This window comes from Vibrio sp. R11-SG3-ISO3-SZ, from assembly GCF_059834345.1.
On the sequence record NZ_JCBDGX010000032.1, the window covers coordinates 1 to 19,287 of the forward strand.

Annotated in this window: 23 protein-coding genes and 1 pseudogene; 16 read left to right on the forward strand and 8 right to left on the reverse strand. The window is 47.7% G+C overall.

The annotated features are described in order from the left end of the window. From rpmB to mutM, 4 genes and pseudogenes are all read left to right on the forward strand, one after another. A pseudogene (gene rpmB, locus AC6R1O_RS04425) lies at positions 1-79 on the forward strand (50S ribosomal protein L28); the annotation flags it as partial. 13 nt (positions 80-92) lie between these two features. After that, entirely contained in the window at positions 93-263 is a 171-nt protein-coding gene (rpmG, locus tag AC6R1O_RS04430) for a 50S ribosomal protein L33 (RefSeq protein ID WP_260260108.1), read from the forward strand. Positions 264-505: 242 nt separating this feature from the next. After that, entirely contained in the window at positions 506-1,036 is a 531-nt protein-coding gene (locus AC6R1O_RS04435; RefSeq protein WP_487902558.1) for a hypothetical protein, read from the forward strand. Between the two features lie 217 nt (positions 1,037-1,253). Next, the gene (gene mutM, locus AC6R1O_RS04440) at positions 1,254-2,060 is read left to right on the forward strand and encodes a bifunctional DNA-formamidopyrimidine glycosylase/DNA-(apurinic or apyrimidinic site) lyase (protein ID WP_500646159.1); all 807 of its coding nucleotides are present in this window, start codon (positions 1,254-1,256) and stop codon (positions 2,058-2,060) included. A gap of 8 nt (positions 2,061-2,068) precedes the next feature. Here the strand turns inward: mutM and AC6R1O_RS04445 are convergent, their stop codons facing one another. Continuing rightward, positions 2,069-2,836: a glycosyltransferase family 25 protein gene (locus AC6R1O_RS04445; protein WP_500633161.1), complete on the reverse strand. Its 768-nt coding sequence runs from the start codon at positions 2,834-2,836 to the stop codon at positions 2,069-2,071. Between the two features lie 252 nt (positions 2,837-3,088). Here AC6R1O_RS04445 and AC6R1O_RS04450 point away from each other — a divergent pair, with 252 nt between their 5' ends. The 6 genes from AC6R1O_RS04450 to AC6R1O_RS04475 are packed head-to-tail and all read left to right on the forward strand — an operon-like array spanning position 3,089 to position 9,182. Then, a complete protein-coding gene (locus AC6R1O_RS04450; protein ID WP_500656534.1) occupies positions 3,089-4,303 on the forward strand; it encodes an O-antigen ligase family protein in 1,215 nt (404 codons plus the stop codon). Next, positions 4,266-5,192: a glycosyl transferase family 90 gene (locus tag AC6R1O_RS04455; RefSeq protein WP_500633163.1), complete on the forward strand. Its 927-nt coding sequence runs from the start codon at positions 4,266-4,268 to the stop codon at positions 5,190-5,192. Before AC6R1O_RS04450 ends, AC6R1O_RS04455 begins: the two co-directional genes overlap by 38 nt. 17 nt (positions 5,193-5,209) lie before the next feature. Further along, positions 5,210-6,274: a lipopolysaccharide heptosyltransferase II gene (waaF, locus tag AC6R1O_RS04460; RefSeq protein WP_500633164.1), complete on the forward strand. Its 1,065-nt coding sequence runs from the start codon at positions 5,210-5,212 to the stop codon at positions 6,272-6,274. Then, positions 6,274-7,548, forward strand: a complete 1,275-nt coding sequence (gene waaA, locus AC6R1O_RS04465) for a lipid IV(A) 3-deoxy-D-manno-octulosonic acid transferase (protein WP_500633165.1) — start codon at positions 6,274-6,276, stop codon at positions 7,546-7,548. Before waaF ends, waaA begins: the two co-directional genes overlap by 1 nt. Beyond that, positions 7,545-8,285: a glycosyltransferase family 25 protein gene (locus AC6R1O_RS04470; protein ID WP_500625420.1), complete on the forward strand. Its 741-nt coding sequence runs from the start codon at positions 7,545-7,547 to the stop codon at positions 8,283-8,285. Before waaA ends, AC6R1O_RS04470 begins: the two co-directional genes overlap by 4 nt. 12 nt (positions 8,286-8,297) lie before the next feature. Continuing rightward, positions 8,298-9,182 carry a hypothetical protein gene (locus tag AC6R1O_RS04475; protein ID WP_500633166.1) on the forward strand — a complete coding sequence of 295 codons (885 nt, stop codon included), beginning with the start codon at positions 8,298-8,300 and terminating at the stop codon, positions 9,180-9,182. Between the two features lie 25 nt (positions 9,183-9,207). Here the strand turns inward: AC6R1O_RS04475 and AC6R1O_RS04480 are convergent, their stop codons facing one another. Together AC6R1O_RS04480 and AC6R1O_RS04485 are read right to left on the reverse strand one after the other, a co-directional pair. Further along, complete coding sequence (locus AC6R1O_RS04480) at positions 9,208-10,122, reverse strand: WaaS/CpsH family glycosyltransferase (protein ID WP_500633167.1); 915 nt, start codon at positions 10,120-10,122, stop codon at positions 9,208-9,210. Positions 10,123-10,133: 11 nt separating this feature from the next. Continuing rightward, the gene (locus AC6R1O_RS04485; RefSeq protein ID WP_500633168.1) at positions 10,134-10,856 is read right to left on the reverse strand and encodes a 3-deoxy-D-manno-octulosonic acid kinase; all 723 of its coding nucleotides are present in this window, start codon (positions 10,854-10,856) and stop codon (positions 10,134-10,136) included. Positions 10,857-10,926: 70 nt separating this feature from the next. Here AC6R1O_RS04485 and AC6R1O_RS04490 point away from each other — a divergent pair, with 70 nt between their 5' ends. The 4 genes from AC6R1O_RS04490 to AC6R1O_RS04505 are packed head-to-tail and all read left to right on the forward strand — an operon-like array spanning position 10,927 to position 14,567. Then, entirely contained in the window at positions 10,927-12,021 is a 1,095-nt protein-coding gene (locus tag AC6R1O_RS04490; RefSeq protein ID WP_500633169.1) for a glycosyltransferase family 9 protein, read from the forward strand. A 1-nt stretch (position 12,022) separates the two neighbouring features. Beyond that, positions 12,023-13,099, forward strand: a complete 1,077-nt coding sequence (locus AC6R1O_RS04495) for a glycosyltransferase family 9 protein (protein WP_500633170.1) — start codon at positions 12,023-12,025, stop codon at positions 13,097-13,099. Positions 13,100-13,107: 8 nt separating this feature from the next. After that, on the forward strand, positions 13,108-13,596 hold the full coding sequence (gene coaD, locus AC6R1O_RS04500) for a pantetheine-phosphate adenylyltransferase (protein WP_500633171.1): 489 nt from the start codon (positions 13,108-13,110) through the stop codon (positions 13,594-13,596). Beyond that, complete coding sequence (locus AC6R1O_RS04505; RefSeq protein ID WP_500633172.1) at positions 13,596-14,567, forward strand: glycosyltransferase; 972 nt, start codon at positions 13,596-13,598, stop codon at positions 14,565-14,567. Before coaD ends, AC6R1O_RS04505 begins: the two co-directional genes overlap by 1 nt. 85 nt (positions 14,568-14,652) lie before the next feature. On the opposite strand, the gene lpxM is transcribed toward AC6R1O_RS04505, so the two are convergent. The 5 genes from lpxM to AC6R1O_RS04530 all read right to left on the reverse strand — a co-directional run bounded on the left by lpxM (position 14,653) and on the right by AC6R1O_RS04530 (position 18,086). Beyond that, on the reverse strand, positions 14,653-15,609 hold the full coding sequence (gene lpxM, locus AC6R1O_RS04510) for a lauroyl-Kdo(2)-lipid IV(A) myristoyltransferase (protein ID WP_500633173.1): 957 nt from the start codon (positions 15,607-15,609) through the stop codon (positions 14,653-14,655). An 89-nt stretch (positions 15,610-15,698) separates the two neighbouring features. Next, the gene (rfaD, locus tag AC6R1O_RS04515; RefSeq protein WP_500633174.1) at positions 15,699-16,640 is read right to left on the reverse strand and encodes an ADP-glyceromanno-heptose 6-epimerase; all 942 of its coding nucleotides are present in this window, start codon (positions 16,638-16,640) and stop codon (positions 15,699-15,701) included. A gap of 238 nt (positions 16,641-16,878) precedes the next feature. Then, entirely contained in the window at positions 16,879-17,220 is a 342-nt protein-coding gene (locus AC6R1O_RS04520) for a hypothetical protein (protein ID WP_500625410.1), read from the reverse strand. Next, positions 17,217-17,717 (reverse strand): N-acetylmuramoyl-L-alanine amidase, encoded by a 501-nt coding sequence (locus AC6R1O_RS04525; protein WP_500633175.1) that lies wholly within the window; start codon positions 17,715-17,717, stop codon positions 17,217-17,219. Before AC6R1O_RS04525 ends, AC6R1O_RS04520 begins: the two co-directional genes overlap by 4 nt. Positions 17,718-17,777: 60 nt before the next feature. Beyond that, positions 17,778-18,086 (reverse strand): hypothetical protein, encoded by a 309-nt coding sequence (locus AC6R1O_RS04530; RefSeq protein ID WP_500656535.1) that lies wholly within the window; start codon positions 18,084-18,086, stop codon positions 17,778-17,780. A gap of 278 nt (positions 18,087-18,364) precedes the next feature. Between AC6R1O_RS04530 and AC6R1O_RS04535 the strand changes: the two genes are divergently transcribed. Both AC6R1O_RS04535 and AC6R1O_RS04540 read left to right on the forward strand, forming a co-directional pair. Next, positions 18,365-18,922 carry a helix-turn-helix domain-containing protein gene (locus AC6R1O_RS04535; protein WP_500633178.1) on the forward strand — a complete coding sequence of 186 codons (558 nt, stop codon included), beginning with the start codon at positions 18,365-18,367 and terminating at the stop codon, positions 18,920-18,922. Beyond that, positions 18,919-19,236 (forward strand): hypothetical protein, encoded by a 318-nt coding sequence (locus AC6R1O_RS04540; RefSeq protein ID WP_500633179.1) that lies wholly within the window; start codon positions 18,919-18,921, stop codon positions 19,234-19,236. The genes AC6R1O_RS04535 and AC6R1O_RS04540 overlap by 4 nt, the downstream gene beginning before the upstream one ends. Positions 19,237-19,287 lie beyond the last annotated feature (51 nt).

A 19,287-nucleotide genomic window follows, 5' to 3' on the forward strand; every position in this document is an offset into this window, starting at 1 on the left:
AAAAGGTATGCGCATCATCGACAAGAAAGGTATTGATACCGTTCTTGCTGATATCCGTGCAAACGGCGAAAACGTTTAAGAGGAAATAGACAATGGCAAAGAAAGGCGTACGTGAGAAAATCCGTCTAGTATCTTCTGCTGATACTGGTCACTTCTACACGACTGATAAGAACAAGCGTAACATGCCTGGCAAATTCGAGATCAAAAAGTTTGATCCTGTAGTTCGCAAGCACGTTATGTACAAAGAAGCGAAAATCAAGTAATTGATGCTTTTTTGAGTTCCCACAGGGAACCGTGAATTGAAACCCAATCATAGCAATATGGTTGGGTTTTTTATTGGGTTTGAGTTCCTAGAGGCGAGTGACTAGTTCCTAGAGGATGGAATATTTAAGATTTTGTTTTTCTCTAGGAACTAGGCTGATATTTGGCTTTTTCTCTAGGAACTAGGAACTTTTACTTATCAACGATATTCTAGTGGCTAGGAACTGTCATCTAGGAGCGCCCTATGCCTCGAGCGTCCATTGCTAAACGCCGCCGTTGGAACAACTGGCTTATCCTTGGCATCATCGCCTTTATGGTGATTCTCAATGCCCCGTCGCTCATCAAAGCGTACTTAATTGACGAGCCCTCGACGCCGGCCGTGTCGGATGCATCACTATCGAGCGAGTCGCAGACGGCGCTGCCCAAATTACTCAACCCTAATTACCCTGTCAGCGCGCTCTATTACCGCGGCGTGGAAATTGAGCTCAAAGACGGCAAACTGGTCTCCAACGTAAAATTGAAAGACGATGTTCCACCGCCAGACATCATCGAGCGTTGGCGTTCGATTGAGGGGACATTGGTATCGCCAGAAAATTTCGACACCATGCAAGCCAGTCTCGGCAATCCAGAAACCATCGAAGTCTGGTATCAGGGCCTAGATGAGCCCCACCGCATCACGCTGTACAAAACCGAACAATTTTGGCTACTGAAAAACTGGCAAGACGATTGGATCGCGATCACCGTGGATCCCGACTTCCTACAACCGCGGTATTGATCAGAGTTCCTAGTTGATGAAAGTTCCTAGTTCCTAGTTGATAGTTCCTAGAGGGGGGTTGACTTGACTGGGGGCTCAGACATACTTTTCTAGGCACTAGGCACTAGGCACTAGGCACTAGGCACTAGGCACTAGGCACTAGGCACTAGGCACTAGGCACTAGGCACTAGGCACTAGGCACTAGGCACTAGGCACTCAAAACTAGGAATTTACACCCATGCCAGAATTACCTGAAGTCGAAGTGAGCCGGATGGGGATCTCGCCACACCTTATCGGCCAAACCGTCGCCAAAATCACCATTCGAACGCCCAAACTGCGTTGGGCGATCCCTGCAGAGCTGGCTCAGCTTGAAGGGCAAGTGATTCAAACCATTACGCGACGTGCCAAATATCTGCTGATTGAAACTCAAGTGGGTTGCGCGATTGTGCATTTGGGCATGTCTGGCTCGCTGCGAGTGTTGGATGCGGAGATCCCGGCAGGCAAACACGATCACGTGGATCTCAAACTCTCGAATGGCAAAGTGCTGCGCTACAACGATCCGCGCCGCTTTGGGGCGTGGCTATGGAGTGAGGATGGGCAGCACACCGTACTCGCCAACAGCGGCCCTGAGCCACTGACCGAGGCATTTAACGCCGAGTACCTGCTAGAAAAAGCCGCCAACAAGCGTGTTGCGGTAAAGCAGTTTATTATGGACAACAAAGTCGTGGTCGGGGTGGGCAATATTTACGCCAATGAGTCGCTGTTTAGTGCTAAAATCCATCCCAGCCGAACGGCTGGCAGCTTATCTCTGCCAGAGTGGCAGCAACTGGTCAGCGACATCAAAGCCGTGCTGGCGACCGCCATCAAACAAGGCGGCACAACGCTAAAAGATTTCGCCCAAGCCGACGGCAAGCCCGGCTACTTTGCCCAAGAGCTGCAAGTCTACGGCAAAGCCGGAAAGCCCTGCCCAACCTGCGGCGAGCCGATTGAAGAGCTCAAAATTGGGCAGAGGAATACGTTTTATTGTGGTGGGTGTCAGGTATAGCGACTGGCTTAACCGAACCACCAACGCAGCGGTTTGTAGTTCGAACCCAGCTTTCCGAGGTGGTAGAGGTTAGTGGTGAGGTTGAGTGTCATGTTCATCAACTTATGCAAAATCTTCATCAAGGCAATAAAGTAGTTTTTCTTCCCTTTTCGCTTACGATTGCCAATGATCGATGGCTTGTTTCCGCCCCAAAGCCCCGCTTGGCAAACACCGAAAATCGGTTGTTTGTGAATCCATGTGTTGCGTAAAAACACATCGACCGGGTAATCAAAGTGCTTGCTATGGTCGATAAACGCCTGCGCCGTTTTGGGTGAAATCGCGTAGGCCGTCATACACTGTGGCACTTTGAGGTATTTAACCAGTCTTTGCTCTCCGCAATCACGAACAGGGTAGAACATATCGTGGTTATCTGCGTTTTCAATACGAATGTAGCCACACGTCTCAATGTGTTCTTTCGCGATGTCGAGCGTTTTCAGATAAGTGTCAGGCTCGATGTCAAAATCATCTTCATAGACGATCATAGGCTCGTTAAGCTCAACGCACTTTTGCCACATGAGGTAGTGACTGGCATAGCATCCCACTTCGCCAATGGCGGCAGGCCTACCCATTCGGCGTTCAAAGTGTGCGTATCGAATGCTATCGAGTAAAGGGTGCTGATCGGTTCGGGCATCGACACCGAGAAAAAAGTCGCAGTTGAGCTGTGCCTTTTTAAGCACTTTGGTTGTGTATTCTTGTCTGTCTTGGCAAGAGTGAAGAGTGATACAGAATGCTTGCATGAGTATGGGTTTGTCTTGTTGTGCGTGTGTCTATAGCCTATAGAGAAAGTATTTCGGCTTAGTAAAATATAAGCACGCTCATATAGGAAAGTGAATCGTATTGGCTTTTTTTATGGTAGCGTTGAGGTCGAAGAAAACCTTGAAACTTGGTAGACTGTTTAGAACATATTTATAATAATGTCGATAGAAAAGCCCAATAAAAAAGATGTAAATCAAATTATTAGTGAAAGGGCGAGAATATGAGTATAAGCAGTGAATAAATTAGAAATGATAAATTCAATCAGGCTATGTTTGTTTTTTATGACATTGGGCTGGTTTTTTTCTGGCATGATATGGATGTATCAGGGCAGTAAGCCTTTGGTGGGGTTTGTTGTCGTTCTCCTCCTATCATCACTTCCCTGGTTAAAAGGGAATGCTAAAGCGCTGTTTGATGGTGGGCCTTATAATCGTTGGTTACATCTTCTTTTCATAACCGCACTATTTATTGTCGGGTCTTATCTCACTTACGGCGCCAGTAGCCAAGAGTTACGATCTCTGCTTGTGGCTTGTGTCTTTTTGTTTGTGATAAAAGATATGAAATTGTCACTTAGGCACCTTCAAACCTTATTGTTTATCTCTTCAATCAGTGCCTTTATTTTGACGGTTTACTTTGTCTATATTCTTCAAGTTGACCGAATGGGATTACCGACCAATCCGATCCCTCTGGCCTCTCACTATTCGTTACTCATTTTACTGGCATTGGCGATGACTCAAATCCAATACCAAGATAAAAACCGTGTTGTCTTGTATGCAGCCGCGGCCTTATGTGGCTTTGCATTCATGTATACCGAATCGAGAGGGCCTATATTGGCCTGTGTCGCGGTGGTTGTGTTGTTGTTTAGCCTTAGATTGTGGCGCCAGTTTTGTCTTAAACAGTTCTTAATATTGATCGCTATGGCCTCTCTAGCAGGCATAGCGGCAATGTATTTATTAGCGGAGCGTATTGACGATACATTGGTTGAGGTTGATCGTATTGCGCGCGGGGATTTAGACTCCTCTATTGGACTTCGCCTGCAAATGTACGCTGCCGGGTGGGAAATTTTTAAGAACCACCCTTGGCTCGGTGTTGGCCGGATTTTACCTGAGCATGTTGATGGAATTGACCTGACAGAACTCGGTTATCGTTTTGTTACGAACGCTCATCTACACAATAACTTCATTGATAAGCTCGCTTCCTCTGGTCTAGCTGGTTTCACATTGTTAACTTTAGCCCTAGGTTTACCCTGTTACTTTGCTTATCGGTTGGTCTCACCTTATCGGGCTCTTCTTGTTGCACCCTGTGTGCTTTATACTTTCCTTTGCTTGTTGGATTCACCGTTTAAAAATGGTGATACGGCGGTACTCTATTTTGTTACTATAGGGCTACTACTTAAAGTGATAAGCACAGAAAATGAAAATCCTCTACTACCTAAAACACCTGTGTCTTGAGTGTGCACCAAGCTTTTATTTTACCCGCGTCGCCAACCATCTTGCCAAACAACACCAGGATTCAGTAAGCTTGGTGGCGAAGCGTGTAGATTACTATACGAAAGGGCTCAATGGCTTCACTTTGCCCCAAGATTGCACGGCGATTTCGGAGTACAAGCGCAAAGGCTACACCTCCTACTATTTTGATCTCAAAGAGTTTCTGCACTATTTCCCCAAGCATTTTCGATTCGCCTACTGTTTTGGTGACGAAACGCACATCGAACCTATCCCAACTTTATTTAAAGCTCGCCCGATAGTCGGAGAGAACAGCCACTCCGTTTTATTTAAGCTCGATAAGCGCCGCCACTTTCGCTTTGTGGACGACAAACTGAGCTTCGCTGAAAAGAAAGATATGGCGGTGTTTCGTGGTGCCGTCACGCAGCCGCATCGAATCCGCTTTATGGAGGCGATGTTTGAACACCCTCGCGTCGATGCTGGGCAGTCGAATCCATCAGACGAGCACCCAGAATGGCAAAAGCCTTTTATGTCGGTCGAAGAGCAGCTTCAGTACAAATTTTTGATTTGCTTGGAAGGCAACGATGTCGCGTCAAACCTGAAGTGGGCGATGTCTTCGAATTCTGTGGTCATCACGCCTAAGATGAAATATGAAACGTGGTTTATGGAAGGGACGCTTGAGCCGGGCGTGCATTATATTGAAGTCAAAGACGATTGGTCAGACTTTGATGAAAAGATAGAGTACTACTTGGCGAACCCTGAGAAAGCAGAACAGATCGTTAAGAACGCTCACGCCTATATCAAACCATTTCAAGATGAAGAACTTGAAAAACTCGTGTGTATTAAGACACTTGAACGATATTTCGAATTGTCTGGCCAGCTTAATAAAAGCTGACTGAGAAAGAGTAAGCAATGAACATATTAGTAATTGGCCCATCATGGGTGGGCGATATGGTGATGTCCCAGGGGTTATACATTGAGCTAAAGCGGCAATGCCCTGATGCGAAGATCGACGTTCTCGCCCCTGCTTGGTGTAAACAGATTTTGGAGCGAATGCCGCAAGTGAACCAAGCACTTGAGATGCCACTGGGTCACGGTCAGTTTGATTTGGCGACGCGCTACCGGTTAGGAAAATCACTAAAAAAGAACGCCTACGACGCCGCCTATGTGCTGCCCAACTCAGCAAAATCGGCCCTCATTCCCTTTTTCGCAGGCATCAATCGACGCGTGGGTTGGAAGGGTGAAATGCGCTACGGGTTACTCAATGACATCCGCAGTAACAAGAAAGCGTTTCAATACATGCTTGAGCGCTATGTTGCGCTTGCTCACCCAAAGAGTGAGATGACGGGGAGCGGATGTTTAGGTGCCTTGCAGGATTTACCCTACCCTCACTTAACGGTGGTGCCTGAGGCTCAATCGCAAGCCATGCACACTTTAGGGCTCAATCGTGAGCGCCCAATTTTAGGGTTGTGCCCCGGCGCAGAATTTGGCCCGGCGAAGCGCTGGCCAGATCAACATTTTGCTACCGTTGCGGCTGAGATGATTGGCCGGGGGTATCAGGTGTGGTTGTTTGGCTCAGCGAAAGACCGAGAAGTCACCGAACAAATCATTCAGCAGGTCCCAAAAGAGAAGCAAGGCCACTGTTTCAACTTAGCCGGAAATACCAGTCTTATTCAGGCGGTGGATCTTATTGGTGCGTGCCACACCGTCGTGAGTAATGACTCTGGCCTTATGCACGTTGCGGCGGCGGTGGGTTGCAATGTCGTCGCGGTTTATGGGTCGAGTTCACCGAAATACACGCCGCCACTGACCAAAAAACTGGCAATACTTAATACGGATATTGATTGCCGTCCGTGTTTTGAACGTACCTGTCCCAAGCAGCATCTTAAGTGCTTGGTTGAGCTTGATCCTCAGCGAGTGATCAGTGCCATTCAACAGTTTGATAGCGGCCACTCTCAAGCCGAGCGTTTGATTTGATGCGATCTCTCTACACTCTGCTTCTCGCGTTAGTCAGCCCCCTGTTACTTTGGGGGCTGTATCGAAAAAGGCCAAACAAACCCGACTTCGGCCCTCGTTGGAAAGAGCATTTTGGTGTTACCCCGCCGCTTGCTGAGGATGAAAAAACCTCTAGCGGCGTGATTTGGGTGCATGCCGTCTCTGTAGGCGAGGTGTTGGCGAGCAAAAAACTGGTGTTGACACTCAAACAGCGTTACCCCAACAAGCGCGTTCTTGTCACCACTACCACCAGTACTGGCGCTGAGCAAGTGGCGAAGATGGGGCTAGAGCATCGCTACATGCCGATCGACTTTGGTTGGTGTGTGAACCGCTTCCTTACCACGATTCAACCCGACATCATGTTGATCATTGAAACAGAACTGTGGCCGAATACGCTTCACACCGTCTCAAAGCGGCAGGTTCCGATAGTATTAGTCAATGGCCGTCTATCCGACAAATCGCAGCGCCACTATCACCGGTTGCGTTTGCTAATGACGCCAGCATTGCAATGCGTTCAGCACGTGTTGAGCGTTCATGAGGATGATTCAGCCCGGTTTAGGCAGTTGGGCGCCAAAAACGTCACGACGACGGGCTCTTTGAAATACGACATCACAGTGAACCCCGACACACAGCGTCTTGGCCAACAGCTGAGAGAGAAGCTCGGCATATCAAGGTTGGTCTGGATTGGCGCAAGCACCCACAGTGGTGAAGATGAAATCCTATTTCGCGCTTATCAGCTGGCCAAAAATCAGTTGCCCAATCTGCTCTTGATGTTGGTGCCTCGCCACCCAGAACGTTTTGATGATGTCGCAACAAGCGCAGCTCAGCACGGTTTAACGGTAGAAAGGCGCTCTCATCAGAAGCTGACGCCAACGTCAGAGCAAACCGACGTGTACTTGGCCGATACCATGGGCGAAATGATGTGCTTGCTTGCTGCCAGCGATATCGTGTTTATGGGGGGAAGTTTAGTCGGCCGCAAAGTCGGTGGACATAACTTCATTGAACCTGCGGTCTTATCTAAGCCGTGTTTGACAGGCCCAAGCTATTACAACTTTTCAGATCTTGCCGAGCAGCTTGTCCAAGCGAAGGCTCTGGCTGTGGTCAGTGATGAGCAAGAGATTGCCGAGCAGCTTATGATGTATGCTTTTGCCCCAATCCTCGATGGTGGTGCGGGTTATGATATAGTGCGAAGAAATCAGGGTGCCTTAGATAACACCCTAAACCTCATTCAACGTTTAATAGAGAATTCACCATGATCAAAACCTTCATCATTCATGTCAGTAAGGGCTACGAGGATAGAAGAGAGCATATCGACACTCACCTTCCTCAAAGAGGGATTACAGAATACGAGTATATGCTAAAAGGTGATATTGATGATTTATCACAAGACATTAGAGATAACTTTTTCTCCCACAACTTGTCGCTACCCCAGATGTCTTGCCTCTATAAGCACTACCTCGTTATGAAAAAAGTAGTGGAAAATGAGATCCCTCATGTATTGGTTTTAGAAGATGATGCTTTGCTTGATGAGCACTTCTGTCAGCATCTTCAGACATTTATTGACGAGGTGGGTAATGAAGAAAACTATGTCATTAACATCGAAGAAGCGTCTAATCTTGTTCCATTTTCCATCCGTAAACATAATCAGTCCCTTTACGTTTGTAGTACGAATAAACTGACCGGGGGGTTGGTTTATGATTTGTCGTTTGCTAAGAAGATGGTCCAGTATTTAGAGAGTACGGTTACAGATGCTCCTATTGATGGGCTAATAGGGAATGTAAGAGAAGAGGTAGGTTACAATATTTATTGGACACATCCTCCTATCGTGAGGCAAGGCAGTAAAATCGGTATTTTTTCTAGTGAATTAAGTGGTCGTCGTTCTGGGCTGTATGCTGAAGTGCGCAGTTGGTTTAAAGAAAACTACCGAACCCATGTGCGCAGCCATATTAGTAGAAAGCAAAAATCACTCTTTACTGGCGTGAAGAAATTCTAGGTGGAGGGTAATATGGTATCCAAGAGTTATTTAGTTTACGTCGTCTACGGCAATGACCCTACATACTACCTCGGGGCTCGCTTTGGTATATTGTCGTTTTTATCGCAGTGGCAGGGGGATGCTTCCACGCGCCCTGAAGTTGTGGTGTTGGCAGAGCAAACAGATCACTTTAATGGAATGCCAATCAAGGTTTTTGGTATTTCTCCTCAGCAAAAATTAGAGTGGAGCTTGAATAATCAGTATCACTTCCGGATCAAAAACCGAGGTCTTCGATTCTTGGCTGATGCATTACCACTTGGCGTGGAAGATAAACTGGTTTTTTTAGATGCAGACACCTATTTTAAGCAGTCAACTAATATCTATTTTGACACGATAACGGCCAAGTGTTCTTTGATGTATTTTCCCGAAGTGAACATCAATAGCCTTCCAGACTCAAACGAGTATGGGCAGATCAAAGGACGTGCTTTTAAGCTCAAAAGTGGAGAAACCTATACGGTGACACCAGAGTCAACCATGTGGGCGTCTGCAGTGATTGGGGTCACAGGTAAGCAGGTCGAGAGTTTAGATTATGCTGATGACATCATGCTTGCGTTACGTGACGCAGGTTGTCATGCACATACTCTAGAGCAGTTTGCTCTGTCAGAAGCATTGAGACAACAAACAGAGCTTATTCCCGCGAAACCTTGGCTTAACCACTACTCTACGAGTGGCCGAAAAGATTGGGGTCGCAAAGTACTAGAAAGGTTTTTTGCTTGTCACGGTGACAAGCCATTTGAAGAACAGATTAAGCTCGCTCAATCGGTTAGCTTTACCCGTCCTTTTATTGAGGTTATTCGTGGGCACATTTATAAGAAAAAGAAAAAAATACGCAAATTACTAGGATTAAAGGAAGAGTAATTGGATTACGTGATATAGTCTAATATTAACTAGATTTTCTTTTTTGTGATCTTCCGATTGAATATATCTCTTTGGGTAAATTAATTAACTGTTCGTAGGTTGTTTCCACTTTATATGCTTCGGTATTGCATTGTGATTTTTTCAATGGGGTGTTCAAGAATTGAACCACTCCATTTTTAAGGTCTTCTATATCGTTGAAAAGTAGAATATTGTCTGGATGATACAGAGGATGTTTTTTTATCGATGGATTGTTTGTGATAACTTTACGCTGAGCGTGCAGTGCTTCTACTACCCTCATGGTACTTGCGTTTTGTCCATCAATAGTGATTTCTAAAACGGCTTTTGCGTTCAGTAGTTTTTGCAAGTAGTTTTCATAACTTAGCTGTTTTCCGTTGTTAATTATGGAAATATTACAATGAATACCGCAATCTAAGAGAGATGTTTTGATGTCATTTAATAAACTAGCTCTTCCTTTATCCAATCCTACAAAAGAGATATCGTACTCTTGTTTAAGCTGTATGTTTTCAAGTGAATAAAGGCTTGGTGCGGGAAGAGTTATATGGTGAAAGCCATAGTTTAAACAGTCACTTTCATTGAAGCTGTAAACCTCAAATCCTTCTAGTTCATCCAAAAAAGATCCGTTAAAAATGTTTCTAAATGTAATCACCTTTCTAGCATTTACATTTTTAGTCGCTCTTATGTGTTTGATTGAATCCGTAATAAATATACAGTCAATGTTATTAAAATTTTTTATTTTCTTCTCAATTATTTTCGAGTAAAACCAATGTTGAATTCTTTTGTTGAAAAAAAAGAGATTAGAAATGATACGTTTTGTGAATTTTCTTACTTCAACGTGATGAGTGTCATGAATTTTTGAAAGGCGTTGTATTTCTACTTGTTCGTAGTCTTCTTTATAGCCAAGGAAAACTAAAGTTTTCATATATTGAATACTCATCTATTTTTGTAACCAGTTCGAATTTGAGACCAATTGTCTTCAATCCAATAGATCCCTTTGATTTTCTGTTCTTTCTCAAAAGAGCGCTTCAAACGCGCCATATTATCCCCTTTCCAACCTTCGCCGACTTGCTGATAACACTTATCAAAGTCAATAATCCACACCTTGTTATGCCCATCAATCAAAATGTTGTGGATGTTGAGATCCGTATGATTGATATTGGCATCGTGCATTTTGCGTATTTGCTGACCTATGTGCTGGTAAAGCTCGGGTGATATTTCGTGTTTAGATAGCAGCCCAACCAAATCTTGCGCGTTGGGTATTTGACTGATCAGAATATCGGCACGGTAAGTCCATCCGGAGCGGGTGACTTTCGCTGCAATGGGTTGTGGTACATTGACTTGGTGTTCGCGCAGCTGATTGAGTAGCATGAGTTCTTGATACGCGCGAGTGTTCTCCCAGCCGGTGAAGTGATACTTATCTTTGACCACTTTTCCCCATAGCCCACCACGATAGTAATGGCGAAGCGCATAGGCGCCGTTATCACCTTGAACAAACCAAGTGGTGCCCCTGCCTTTCGCTGAGCCAAGAATACGCCCTTGTTCTTGCCAAAACGAGACGGAAAAGGCCTGTTCAACGGGTTCCGCAAGGCGTTCAGGATCGTACCAATAGTGGGTGCAAGCGGTCTTGGCTCCGCCGATTTGTTTTGTACTAAACATGAATCACTGTCGAGGTTAGGGTAGTCTGTGGCATACTTAGCCACAGAGTATCACAAACGACCCAGAGTTAATGAGCCGCTCGCAACGCTATCAAAAAATATTAGTTATCGCTACACACTGTATCGGCGATAGTCTGCTGATCACCACGTTTACGCGAAGTTTACGCAAGGCATACCCAAACGCGCAAATTGACGTGTTAGTTAATGCCCGCGGCGAGATGGTGTTTGGCACCAATCCCGATGTCGATAATCTGGTCGAGATCCCGCCGAGACCAAGCTTGCGAGATTTCTTTGCTCTTCGCAGGCAGCATGGTCGGTACGATTTGGTGGTCAATGAAATGCTCAACGACAGAACCGCCATTTACAGTTGGTTTTTTGGTAAGCAGAGAATCGGAGCAGTGGATGAGAACTTGCCCGGCGCATGGCTTAAGAAATGGTTGTTCACCCATTATATTCTTGAGACCCACAACTTTGAGCATAAAATGAGCCGCATGGCGAGAATTCTCGACTTGATTGATGTGGATATTGAACCTCAGTTAGTCTCTCCCGAAGCGCCATTACCAGAGTCGGTTTCCTCCTGTTTGCCTGAGCAGTATGTGGTTGTTCATGCGCCTTCTTCCAACGAGATAAAACAGTGGCCTGTGCACTATTGGATTAAGACGGTAGAGCAGCTTCTGTCGCATGATTATCATGTAGTGTTGACCGGAGCAGGTGAGCGGGACGAACAGATCGTTGCGCAGATCGTCGAGCAGTTACCAGCGTCTGCTAGATTGATTAATGTTGTAGGGCAACTTTCACTGGCGCAAACGTCTACATTGTTAAAACGTAGCCAAGGCTTTGTGGGCCCAGACAGTGGCCCAGGGCATATGGCATCTGGCTATCCGATACCGATTGTGTCTATCATCAGCGTGGCTCCAGCCAGCATGTGGTCACCCTGGCCGTATCACATGCCCGTGGAACGAGATCGCCACCTTTATCAAAATGGCACGGCAAAACAGATACAAGGTAATGTAACGCTGCTTCAGTCGCAGAGATCATGTGTGCCGTGTTATAAAAACAAATGCCAAATTAGTGAGGACCTCTACTCACCATGTCTAATGGATATTCAGCCTGAACAAGTGGTTGAAGCGGTGTTTGATGCTATCCCGATCAAAGTGGTGAACTAGGATGGCAGTGTCTTCTCCCCAATCCATCTGCATTCTGCGCCTCTCCGCCATTGGCGACACCTGCCACGCGCTGGCGGTGGTTCAGCAGATTCAACGCACCTATCCCGATTGCCAGATCACCTGGGTGATGGGAAAAATAGAAGCGCAGCTGTTTGGCGATCTCCCCAGTGTGAGGGTAGTGGTGTTTGACAAAAAGCAGGGCTGGCAGGGGATGAAGGCCGTCTGGCGAGCCCTGAAAGGGGAGCGTTTTGATTATTTACTTCACATGCAAGTGGCACTCAGGGCTAGCTTACTCTCGGCGGGCATTCGCGCGCGCACCAAAGTCGGGTTTAGTTGGGCAAGAGCGAAAGAAGGGCAGTGGTTATTTACCGATAAAAAATTGTCCGCGACTCACGCCGAGCATGTTTTGGATAACTTTGCTGAGTTTGCGCGCTTTCTTGGCTGCCCAGAAGCGCCGCCTAAGTGGTCAATCCCTGTTAGTGAACAAGATCAATCCATCGTGAAGACGCTTGAGCACCCATACTTGGTGATAAGCCCTGCGGCAAGTAAAGACGACAGAAACTGGCTCGCCGAGCGTTACGCGGGGGTGGCCGACTACGCCCATGCGCAAGGGTTGCATATTGTATTGTGTGGCGCGCCAACCGAGCGAGAAAAAGCGCTGGCGCAGAGCATCACTGATAAGATGTCTGTACCCGTGACTAACCTCGTCGGCCAAACCAACCTAAAGGCGCTTACGGCTGTGTTGGGTCGGGCGCATTGTGTGCTCGCCCCTGACTCTGGCCCAGCCCATATTGCCACGACACAATCGACGCCCGTTATCGGGCTATACGCGCACAGCAACCCCAAGAGAACGGGGCCATACTACAGCCAGCGTTTTGTGGTTTCTGTGTATGAGCAGATTGCGCAGCAGCAATATGGCAAACCAGTTGACGAGCTGCCTTGGGGTAGCCGTGTCAAAGGCAAAGACCTGATGGCGCAAATCTCCGTAGAGGAAGTGAAACGCACTTTGGATGATTTGCTCTCACATTATCCAGTTCAGTTCTCACACATACCCTCTCCACCGAAGACAGATAAATAAGGACGATGATGCGTATTGCTGTTTACCCAGGTACATTTGATCCGGTTACGAATGGACATTTTGATTTAATTCAACGCGCCGCCAAGATGTTTGACCACTTGGTGGTGGGCGTTGCCGAAAGCCCGAGCAAAAATACCCTGTTTAGCCTTGATGAGCGAGTCGCGTTGCTCAAAAAGACCTGCCAAGGCGTGAACAATGTTTCCGTAAAAGGGTTCAGCGGCCTATTAGTGGATTTCGCCACTGAGCAAAACGCTACTATTTTAGTACGCGGGTTACGTACGACGATGGACTTTGAATATGAGTTTGGCCTAACCACTATGTACCGCCGTTTAAAACCCGGGCTAGAAAGTTTGTTTCTCACCCCTTCTGAAGAGTTTGCGTTTCTCTCCTCGACACTGGTAAGAGAAGTCGCGATTCATGGCGGAGAGGTACAAGAGTTTGTGCCTGCTTGCGTGCATCAAGCCATTCTGTCTAAAACCAACCAGACCTCCCATTGATGATGAATATCTTAATTTATACCCAAGCGACTTTGCCGGTAAAAAACTATGGCGGCACCGAACGCGTGATCTGGGATCTTGTGTACGCTCTGCACTTGCTCGGCCACAAGGTGACCTTATTGGCCGGGAAAGGCACGCAGTGTGAATGGGCAACGGTGATTGAGTACCAACCGGATCGCCCGGTCGCAGAGCAACTTCCGCAAAACATCGATGTGGTGCATTTTCATAGCCATCCGGAGTCCGTGCCCTGCCCCTATGTGATCACCCAACATGGCAACTCGTCAGGCCCAATTGACCGCAATACCATTTTTGTTTCCTCGCAACACGCACAAAACCATGGTGCACAGGCCTTTGTTTACAACGGCTTAAATTGGGACAACTACCTCAAGCCTGACTTGAATGCGAAACGAGAGCGTTTTCATTTCTTGGGTAAGGCCGCGTGGCGAGTAAAGAACGTACAAGGTGCGATTGATATCACTAAGAAGGCGAATCAGTCTCTCGATGTATTAGGTGGGCACCGTTTGAACTTCAAAATGGGTTTTCGCTGTACGCTCGATAGACACGTGCGCTTTTTAGGCATGGTGGATGACACGACAAAATCTCAGGTTATGACACGCTCAAAAGGGCTGATTTTCCCCGTCACCTGGCATGAACCGTTTGGTTTGGCGATCACCGAAAGTTTGTATTTTGGCTGCCCAGTCTTTGCTACGCCTTATGGCTCTTTGCCGGAGCTTGTTAATGAGCAGGTAGGCGTTTTATCCTCTGATGAGACCGCGCTGGTTGCGGCGGTGAAAGAGGCTCAGCGCTATCTACCTCACACTTGCCACGAGTACGCGCGCGATCACTTCAATGCCAATGTGATGGCAAAAGCGTACGTGGCGCAGTATGAAAAAGTGGTCAACGGTGAGGTGTTGAACCCAAACCTTGGCGAGATTATTAAAGACTTTAAACGTTTGCCCTACACAAAATAAACAAAAAGGGAGCCATCGTGCTCCCTTGTTTGACTAGATAAAGGTTTATCGCTTGATTTGCTTATGTCTATGAGCAGACGAGCGATTAGTAGCCTACGTACGGATCATTACCATCTCGCTGCGTTTTCAACAGCTTTAAGATCCACATATATTGCTCTGGTTTTGGCGTGACGAAGGTTTCGACGACTTCATTCATTGCACGTGCATCTTGAACATCATCACCGGAAAACTCGGCCATCGGCGGCAAGATCTCAATTTCGTATTGGCCCGTTTGGGTATTGTAACTGGCAAAGGTCGGGACAATTTTTGCTCGGCTGACTTTCGCGAGCTTGCCAAGGCCAGGCAGCGTGGCTTTCTCCGTTGCAAAAAAATCCACAAATACACTTTGCTCAGGCCCGTGGTCTTGATCTGGCAAGTAGTAACCGAGGTAACCGTCTTTTACGGATTTGATAAAGGGTTTAATACCGCCGCTTCTGTCATACACTCGGCCACCGTATTGAACCCGTTGCTTGTGCATCAGCCAGTCTGTCACCGGATTTTTCTGGCTATTGGCCATCGCCGAGACAGGAAAGCCACGTGAGGCCAACAAAATAGCTGGAATATCAATCGCCCAAGAATGAGGCACCAATAATATGGCACTTTGCCCGTCTTGCTGGAGCTGCTCTAAGTGCTCTATTCCTTTAATGACCGAGTGCTTTTCTAGCCATTGTTTACTGCGCAGTGAGATAGCCGAAAACCCAAGTAGAAACGTCCCTGCAGTAAGTAAGCACTCATGCAGTATGGCTTCTCGCTCTGCCTCCGAGCGCTCAGGAAAACATAACGCCAAATTAATTCGCGCTTTTTGGACCGACCCTTTGCGCTTCTTCACCATTTTATCGGCAATAACTCGCGCAATCGCCACTCTCGCCCTATTCGGCAGCAGCGCAATTGGCAACCCAGCCAATAACCCAAGCCAAAGCCCCCAATATTTAGGCGCAAGAAACGCTCGGCGAAACGTCGGATTATACGCCTTAGGATCATAATCGTTTCGAATTGAACTCATAAATACCCGATACTCTTCCAGGAACTAGGAACTAGGAACTAGGTTCTCACCCCATTACCCATTACCTATCACCCACAACCCATCACCCGTTACTTATTCACCAACCCCATATACTCCGCGACCCCTTCCGCCACCGTCTTAAACTCATGCTCACAGCCCGCTGCGCGCAGTTTTGTTAGATCTGCTTGAGTGTACTCTTGGTATGCGCCTTTTAAATGTTCTGGGAACGGAATCGTCTCAATCTCGCCTTTGCCGTGGTACTTGATCACGGCTTTTGCTACTTCTTCAAACGATTCAGCATTACCCGTACCAAGGTTAAAAATCCCTGATACGCCATGCTCAAAGAACCACAAGTTCACTGCTGCCACATCACCCACGTAGACGAAATCACGCTTAAAGTGCTCGCTACCGGCGAACAGTTTCGGATTTTCGCCTGCGTTCATCTGGTTGTTAAGGTGGAACGCGACAGAGGCCATCGAGCCTTTGTGCTGCTCACGCGGGCCGTAGACGTTGAAGTAGCGGAAGCCTGTCACTTGAGAGAGCGTCTCGCCGTGGGCTTTGGCATCTTCCCACACGCGTCTCACGTAGTTATCAAACTGCTGTTTGGAGTAGCCGTACACATTCAATGCGCCTTCGTACTCTTTCTCTTCAATAAAGGTATCCGTCTCACCGTAGGTAGCCGCTGAGGAGGCGTAAAGGAACGGGATCTCTCTATCTAGGCAGTAGTGCAGCAGCTCTTTGGAATACTCGTAGTTGTTGAGCATCATGTACTTGCCATCCCACTCGGTAGTCGCAGAGCATGCGCCTTCATGGAAGATGGCTTCAATCGGGCCAAAGTTCTCACCCGCCATGATCTGAACAAGGAAGTCGTCTCTATCCATGTAATCAGCAATATCCAGATCCACCAAGTTCTGAAACTTTTTGCCGTTCTTCAGGTTATCGACCACCAAAATATCGTTAATACCTTGCTCATTCAGCGCCTTGACAATGTTACTGCCAATCATGCCCGCGCCACCTGTTACGATGATCATACGTTTGTTTACCTCAGCCTAGAAATTGTTCGTTATGGGCGAAGTATATCAGGTACAGCGGATAAGTTCCTAGTGCCTAGATCCTAGTTCCTAGAGGGTGTGTGGTGGGGTTGCGTTAAATAAGGCTAAAGCCCCCATAGCGCTGCTTGAACGATAGATAAATCACTTCTACGCATCTAATTCTAGGAACTAGGCACTTGTCTTCCACTAGGAGCTCCCCTCTAGGAACTAGGAACTTTTAAGAACTCTTCTTAACCACCCCTCCCGTCAAGTACAGCCCAATCGCCGCAAGGACCGGGTACCCGAACGCCTCATTAATCATCTCGCTGATGGGTTGCCACTCAAAACCGTGCATACAGCCGATCACCACCATCGAATGGAGCAACACATAAGGGATGGTAAACAGCAGCACAATATAACGTTGAACCAACTTAAACGGTTCAAACGCTTTGAGCAGGGCGAGTTTGTGCTTGGCTTTCTCTTCGTTGGTGAAAAACATCGCATCTCCTGTGTCGGTGAGGGCTTCTAGGCTTTTATCGATAAACGACGGGCTACCAAAAATACGGCTCCAAAGGCTCATAGGGTCTCCTTGTTAGTTTGCTTAGCCACAGAAACGGATTGGACAGGGTGAAGCACCATCACCGGGCAGGCTTTGTTGGCAAAGGCGTGGTGCGGTTTGACCTGCTCATCGGTAATGCCATGCTCTTGCTGCAGCCGCTCGATTAACGCAAACAGCGCTTTGCGCTGGGCGAGGGTGAAGTTGTCTTGCGCGCCGCCTTGCTCATCACATCCGCCCACCACACAAATGCCAATATTGCCGCGATTGTGGCCACGCACATGGGCTCCGATATGCGTGAGAGGCCGACCCGCCTCTACTTGCCCATCGCGCGTGATCACAAAGTGATAGCCAATATCTCGCCACCCTTTTGCCCGGTGCCAGGCGCGTATGGTGCTCACGCCAATACCCTGCTCGGCACGGGTCGCGCTGCAATGCACGGTGATCGTGGTTAGAGGGTAGTGTGAATTATGTAGTGAGGTGATGGGTGATGGGGTGTGGTTTGTTGGAGTTGGGGTCATCGAATTTCCTCATGATGGTAATGGGTAATGGGTAATGGGTTAGGGGTAATGGGTTGTGGGTTAGGGGTGTTCGGTGGTGAGGGTGTTGATAAAGGCGGTCATGGCGCGTTCGAGCGTTTGCAGATCCGCACCGGTTTGTTTGGCAAGGTTTGCCAAATTACAGCCTTTTACCCATAGGGCGTAGGTGAGCTCATAGCCTAGAGGCTCTGAGCGTTGGGCCTGGGCAATTAGGGCGATAAACCCCTCACGGCTGATGGGGCAGTGTGGGTAGGTGGGGAAATAGATCTCCTCTAGGGTTGGGTCAAAGGGGGAATACACGTAGCAGAGGCGACGAATCGCCCATTCACTGTATTGGTGACACACAGGCATAGCAACTCCCTTCTCAATCAGGAGGCGACACTCTACGCGACATTTCGCCATTAGGGTTGGCGAAATACTGGCGATTTGTACAGCCCGAGCGAACAAAGGCAAAAATGCGAGTGTGTACAAAATTAGGTGCATATCCAATGAGCCAAAGAACGGCCAGGCGTGAGGCGGCTTGCAACCTCACCAATTCGCGCGGCATTTCTGCCGTATGGCGAACCCTAATCAATAAGAGGCTGTTTTGTTTGTTGTTTACATTCCAATAACAAAGCCGAGGAGAACCCATGAGCCACACCCTAGTCGCCACCCTGATGAAAGCCAAAACCGGATCGCCCATCAGCAAACTGATCTTACTTAAGTTGGCCAATAACGCCGATGTGCACGGCCGCTGCTTTCCCTCTTACCAGTATTTGGCGCTCTATTGCGAAGTCTCGCTGCGCACAGTGAAAGAGCACATCAAACGGCTAGAGGAGCAAGGCTTTCTCGAACTGGTGCACCGCTTTGACAAACGCGGCCGTCAGCGCAGTAACTTGTACCAGCTCTACACGCCTGCCCATTTGCACGTTGAACTAGACGGCACGTGCACCGGAGAGGAAGCAAAGTCTTCACCCTCTCCCCGTGCAGCAACTGCACCGAGAATCTCCCAATTAAAGAGTAATAAAGAGAGTTGTAGGCAGGCAGCGCCACCCCAGCGCCCTGTGGATAAGTTAGTCCGCGAGTATCACGCCAAAGGGCGAACCCACCCGTTTGAAGAGCGCATTCAGGGTTTGATCAAAGCACGAAAACGCAGCCGTGCGGATGAATATGCGAATGAGCAAAAGAAACGGGAGGAGGCATCATGAAACACCGATTATCGCTCACTGAGCAAAAACACATTTTAAGCCTGTACATCATCCGCGCCAGCGGCCGACCGAGAGAGTTACTTGAAGTGTTATTAAGCGCCTACCCCAACCCAATGAGCGGCAGCGAACTCAAACGTGCCCTTAACATGACCGGCAGCCATGCCTTGCCGTCCGCGGTGCGTAATGCGGAGATTTTTATTGATGTGATTAAGCGTTATGATACTGCGACAAATAAGACCTATTACCAGCTTGATGAGCAGTGTGTGCAGCGCTTTGCATTTAATCAGCTAATGGGTAGTGTGATGAAAGTTTAGGAGTGTGACGGTGCAATCAATCGTTGCTAGTTTATCCCCTGCTTGAAATGG

Coding starts and splice junctions, on each gene's coding strand:
- rpmG (WP_260260108.1), top strand. CDS start 93: ATGGCAAAGAAAGGCGTACGTGAGAAAATCCGTCTAGTATCTTCTGCT.
- AC6R1O_RS04435 (WP_487902558.1), top strand. CDS start 506: ATGCCTCGAGCGTCCATTGCTAAACGCCGCCGTTGGAACAACTGGCTT.
- mutM (WP_500646159.1), top strand. CDS start 1,254: ATGCCAGAATTACCTGAAGTCGAAGTGAGCCGGATGGGGATCTCGCCA.
- AC6R1O_RS04445 (WP_500633161.1), bottom strand. CDS start 2,836: ATGCAAGCATTCTGTATCACTCTTCACTCTTGCCAAGACAGACAAGAA.
- AC6R1O_RS04455 (WP_500633163.1), top strand. CDS start 4,266: ATGAAAATCCTCTACTACCTAAAACACCTGTGTCTTGAGTGTGCACCA.
- waaF (WP_500633164.1), top strand. CDS start 5,210: ATGAACATATTAGTAATTGGCCCATCATGGGTGGGCGATATGGTGATG.
- waaA (WP_500633165.1), top strand. CDS start 6,274: ATGCGATCTCTCTACACTCTGCTTCTCGCGTTAGTCAGCCCCCTGTTA.
- AC6R1O_RS04470 (WP_500625420.1), top strand. CDS start 7,545: ATGATCAAAACCTTCATCATTCATGTCAGTAAGGGCTACGAGGATAGA.
- AC6R1O_RS04475 (WP_500633166.1), top strand. CDS start 8,298: ATGGTATCCAAGAGTTATTTAGTTTACGTCGTCTACGGCAATGACCCT.
- AC6R1O_RS04480 (WP_500633167.1), bottom strand. CDS start 10,122: ATGAAAACTTTAGTTTTCCTTGGCTATAAAGAAGACTACGAACAAGTA.
- AC6R1O_RS04485 (WP_500633168.1), bottom strand. CDS start 10,856: ATGTTTAGTACAAAACAAATCGGCGGAGCCAAGACCGCTTGCACCCAC.
- AC6R1O_RS04490 (WP_500633169.1), top strand. CDS start 10,927: ATGAGCCGCTCGCAACGCTATCAAAAAATATTAGTTATCGCTACACAC.
- AC6R1O_RS04495 (WP_500633170.1), top strand. CDS start 12,023: ATGGCAGTGTCTTCTCCCCAATCCATCTGCATTCTGCGCCTCTCCGCC.
- coaD (WP_500633171.1), top strand. CDS start 13,108: ATGCGTATTGCTGTTTACCCAGGTACATTTGATCCGGTTACGAATGGA.
- AC6R1O_RS04505 (WP_500633172.1), top strand. CDS start 13,596: ATGATGAATATCTTAATTTATACCCAAGCGACTTTGCCGGTAAAAAAC.
- lpxM (WP_500633173.1), bottom strand. CDS start 15,609: ATGAGTTCAATTCGAAACGATTATGATCCTAAGGCGTATAATCCGACG.
- rfaD (WP_500633174.1), bottom strand. CDS start 16,640: ATGATCATCGTAACAGGTGGCGCGGGCATGATTGGCAGTAACATTGTC.
- AC6R1O_RS04520 (WP_500625410.1), bottom strand. CDS start 17,220: ATGAGCCTTTGGAGCCGTATTTTTGGTAGCCCGTCGTTTATCGATAAA.
- AC6R1O_RS04525 (WP_500633175.1), bottom strand. CDS start 17,717: ATGACCCCAACTCCAACAAACCACACCCCATCACCCATCACCTCACTA.
- AC6R1O_RS04530 (WP_500656535.1), bottom strand. CDS start 18,086: ATGCCTGTGTGTCACCAATACAGTGAATGGGCGATTCGTCGCCTCTGC.
- AC6R1O_RS04535 (WP_500633178.1), top strand. CDS start 18,365: ATGAGCCACACCCTAGTCGCCACCCTGATGAAAGCCAAAACCGGATCG.
- AC6R1O_RS04540 (WP_500633179.1), top strand. CDS start 18,919: ATGAAACACCGATTATCGCTCACTGAGCAAAAACACATTTTAAGCCTG.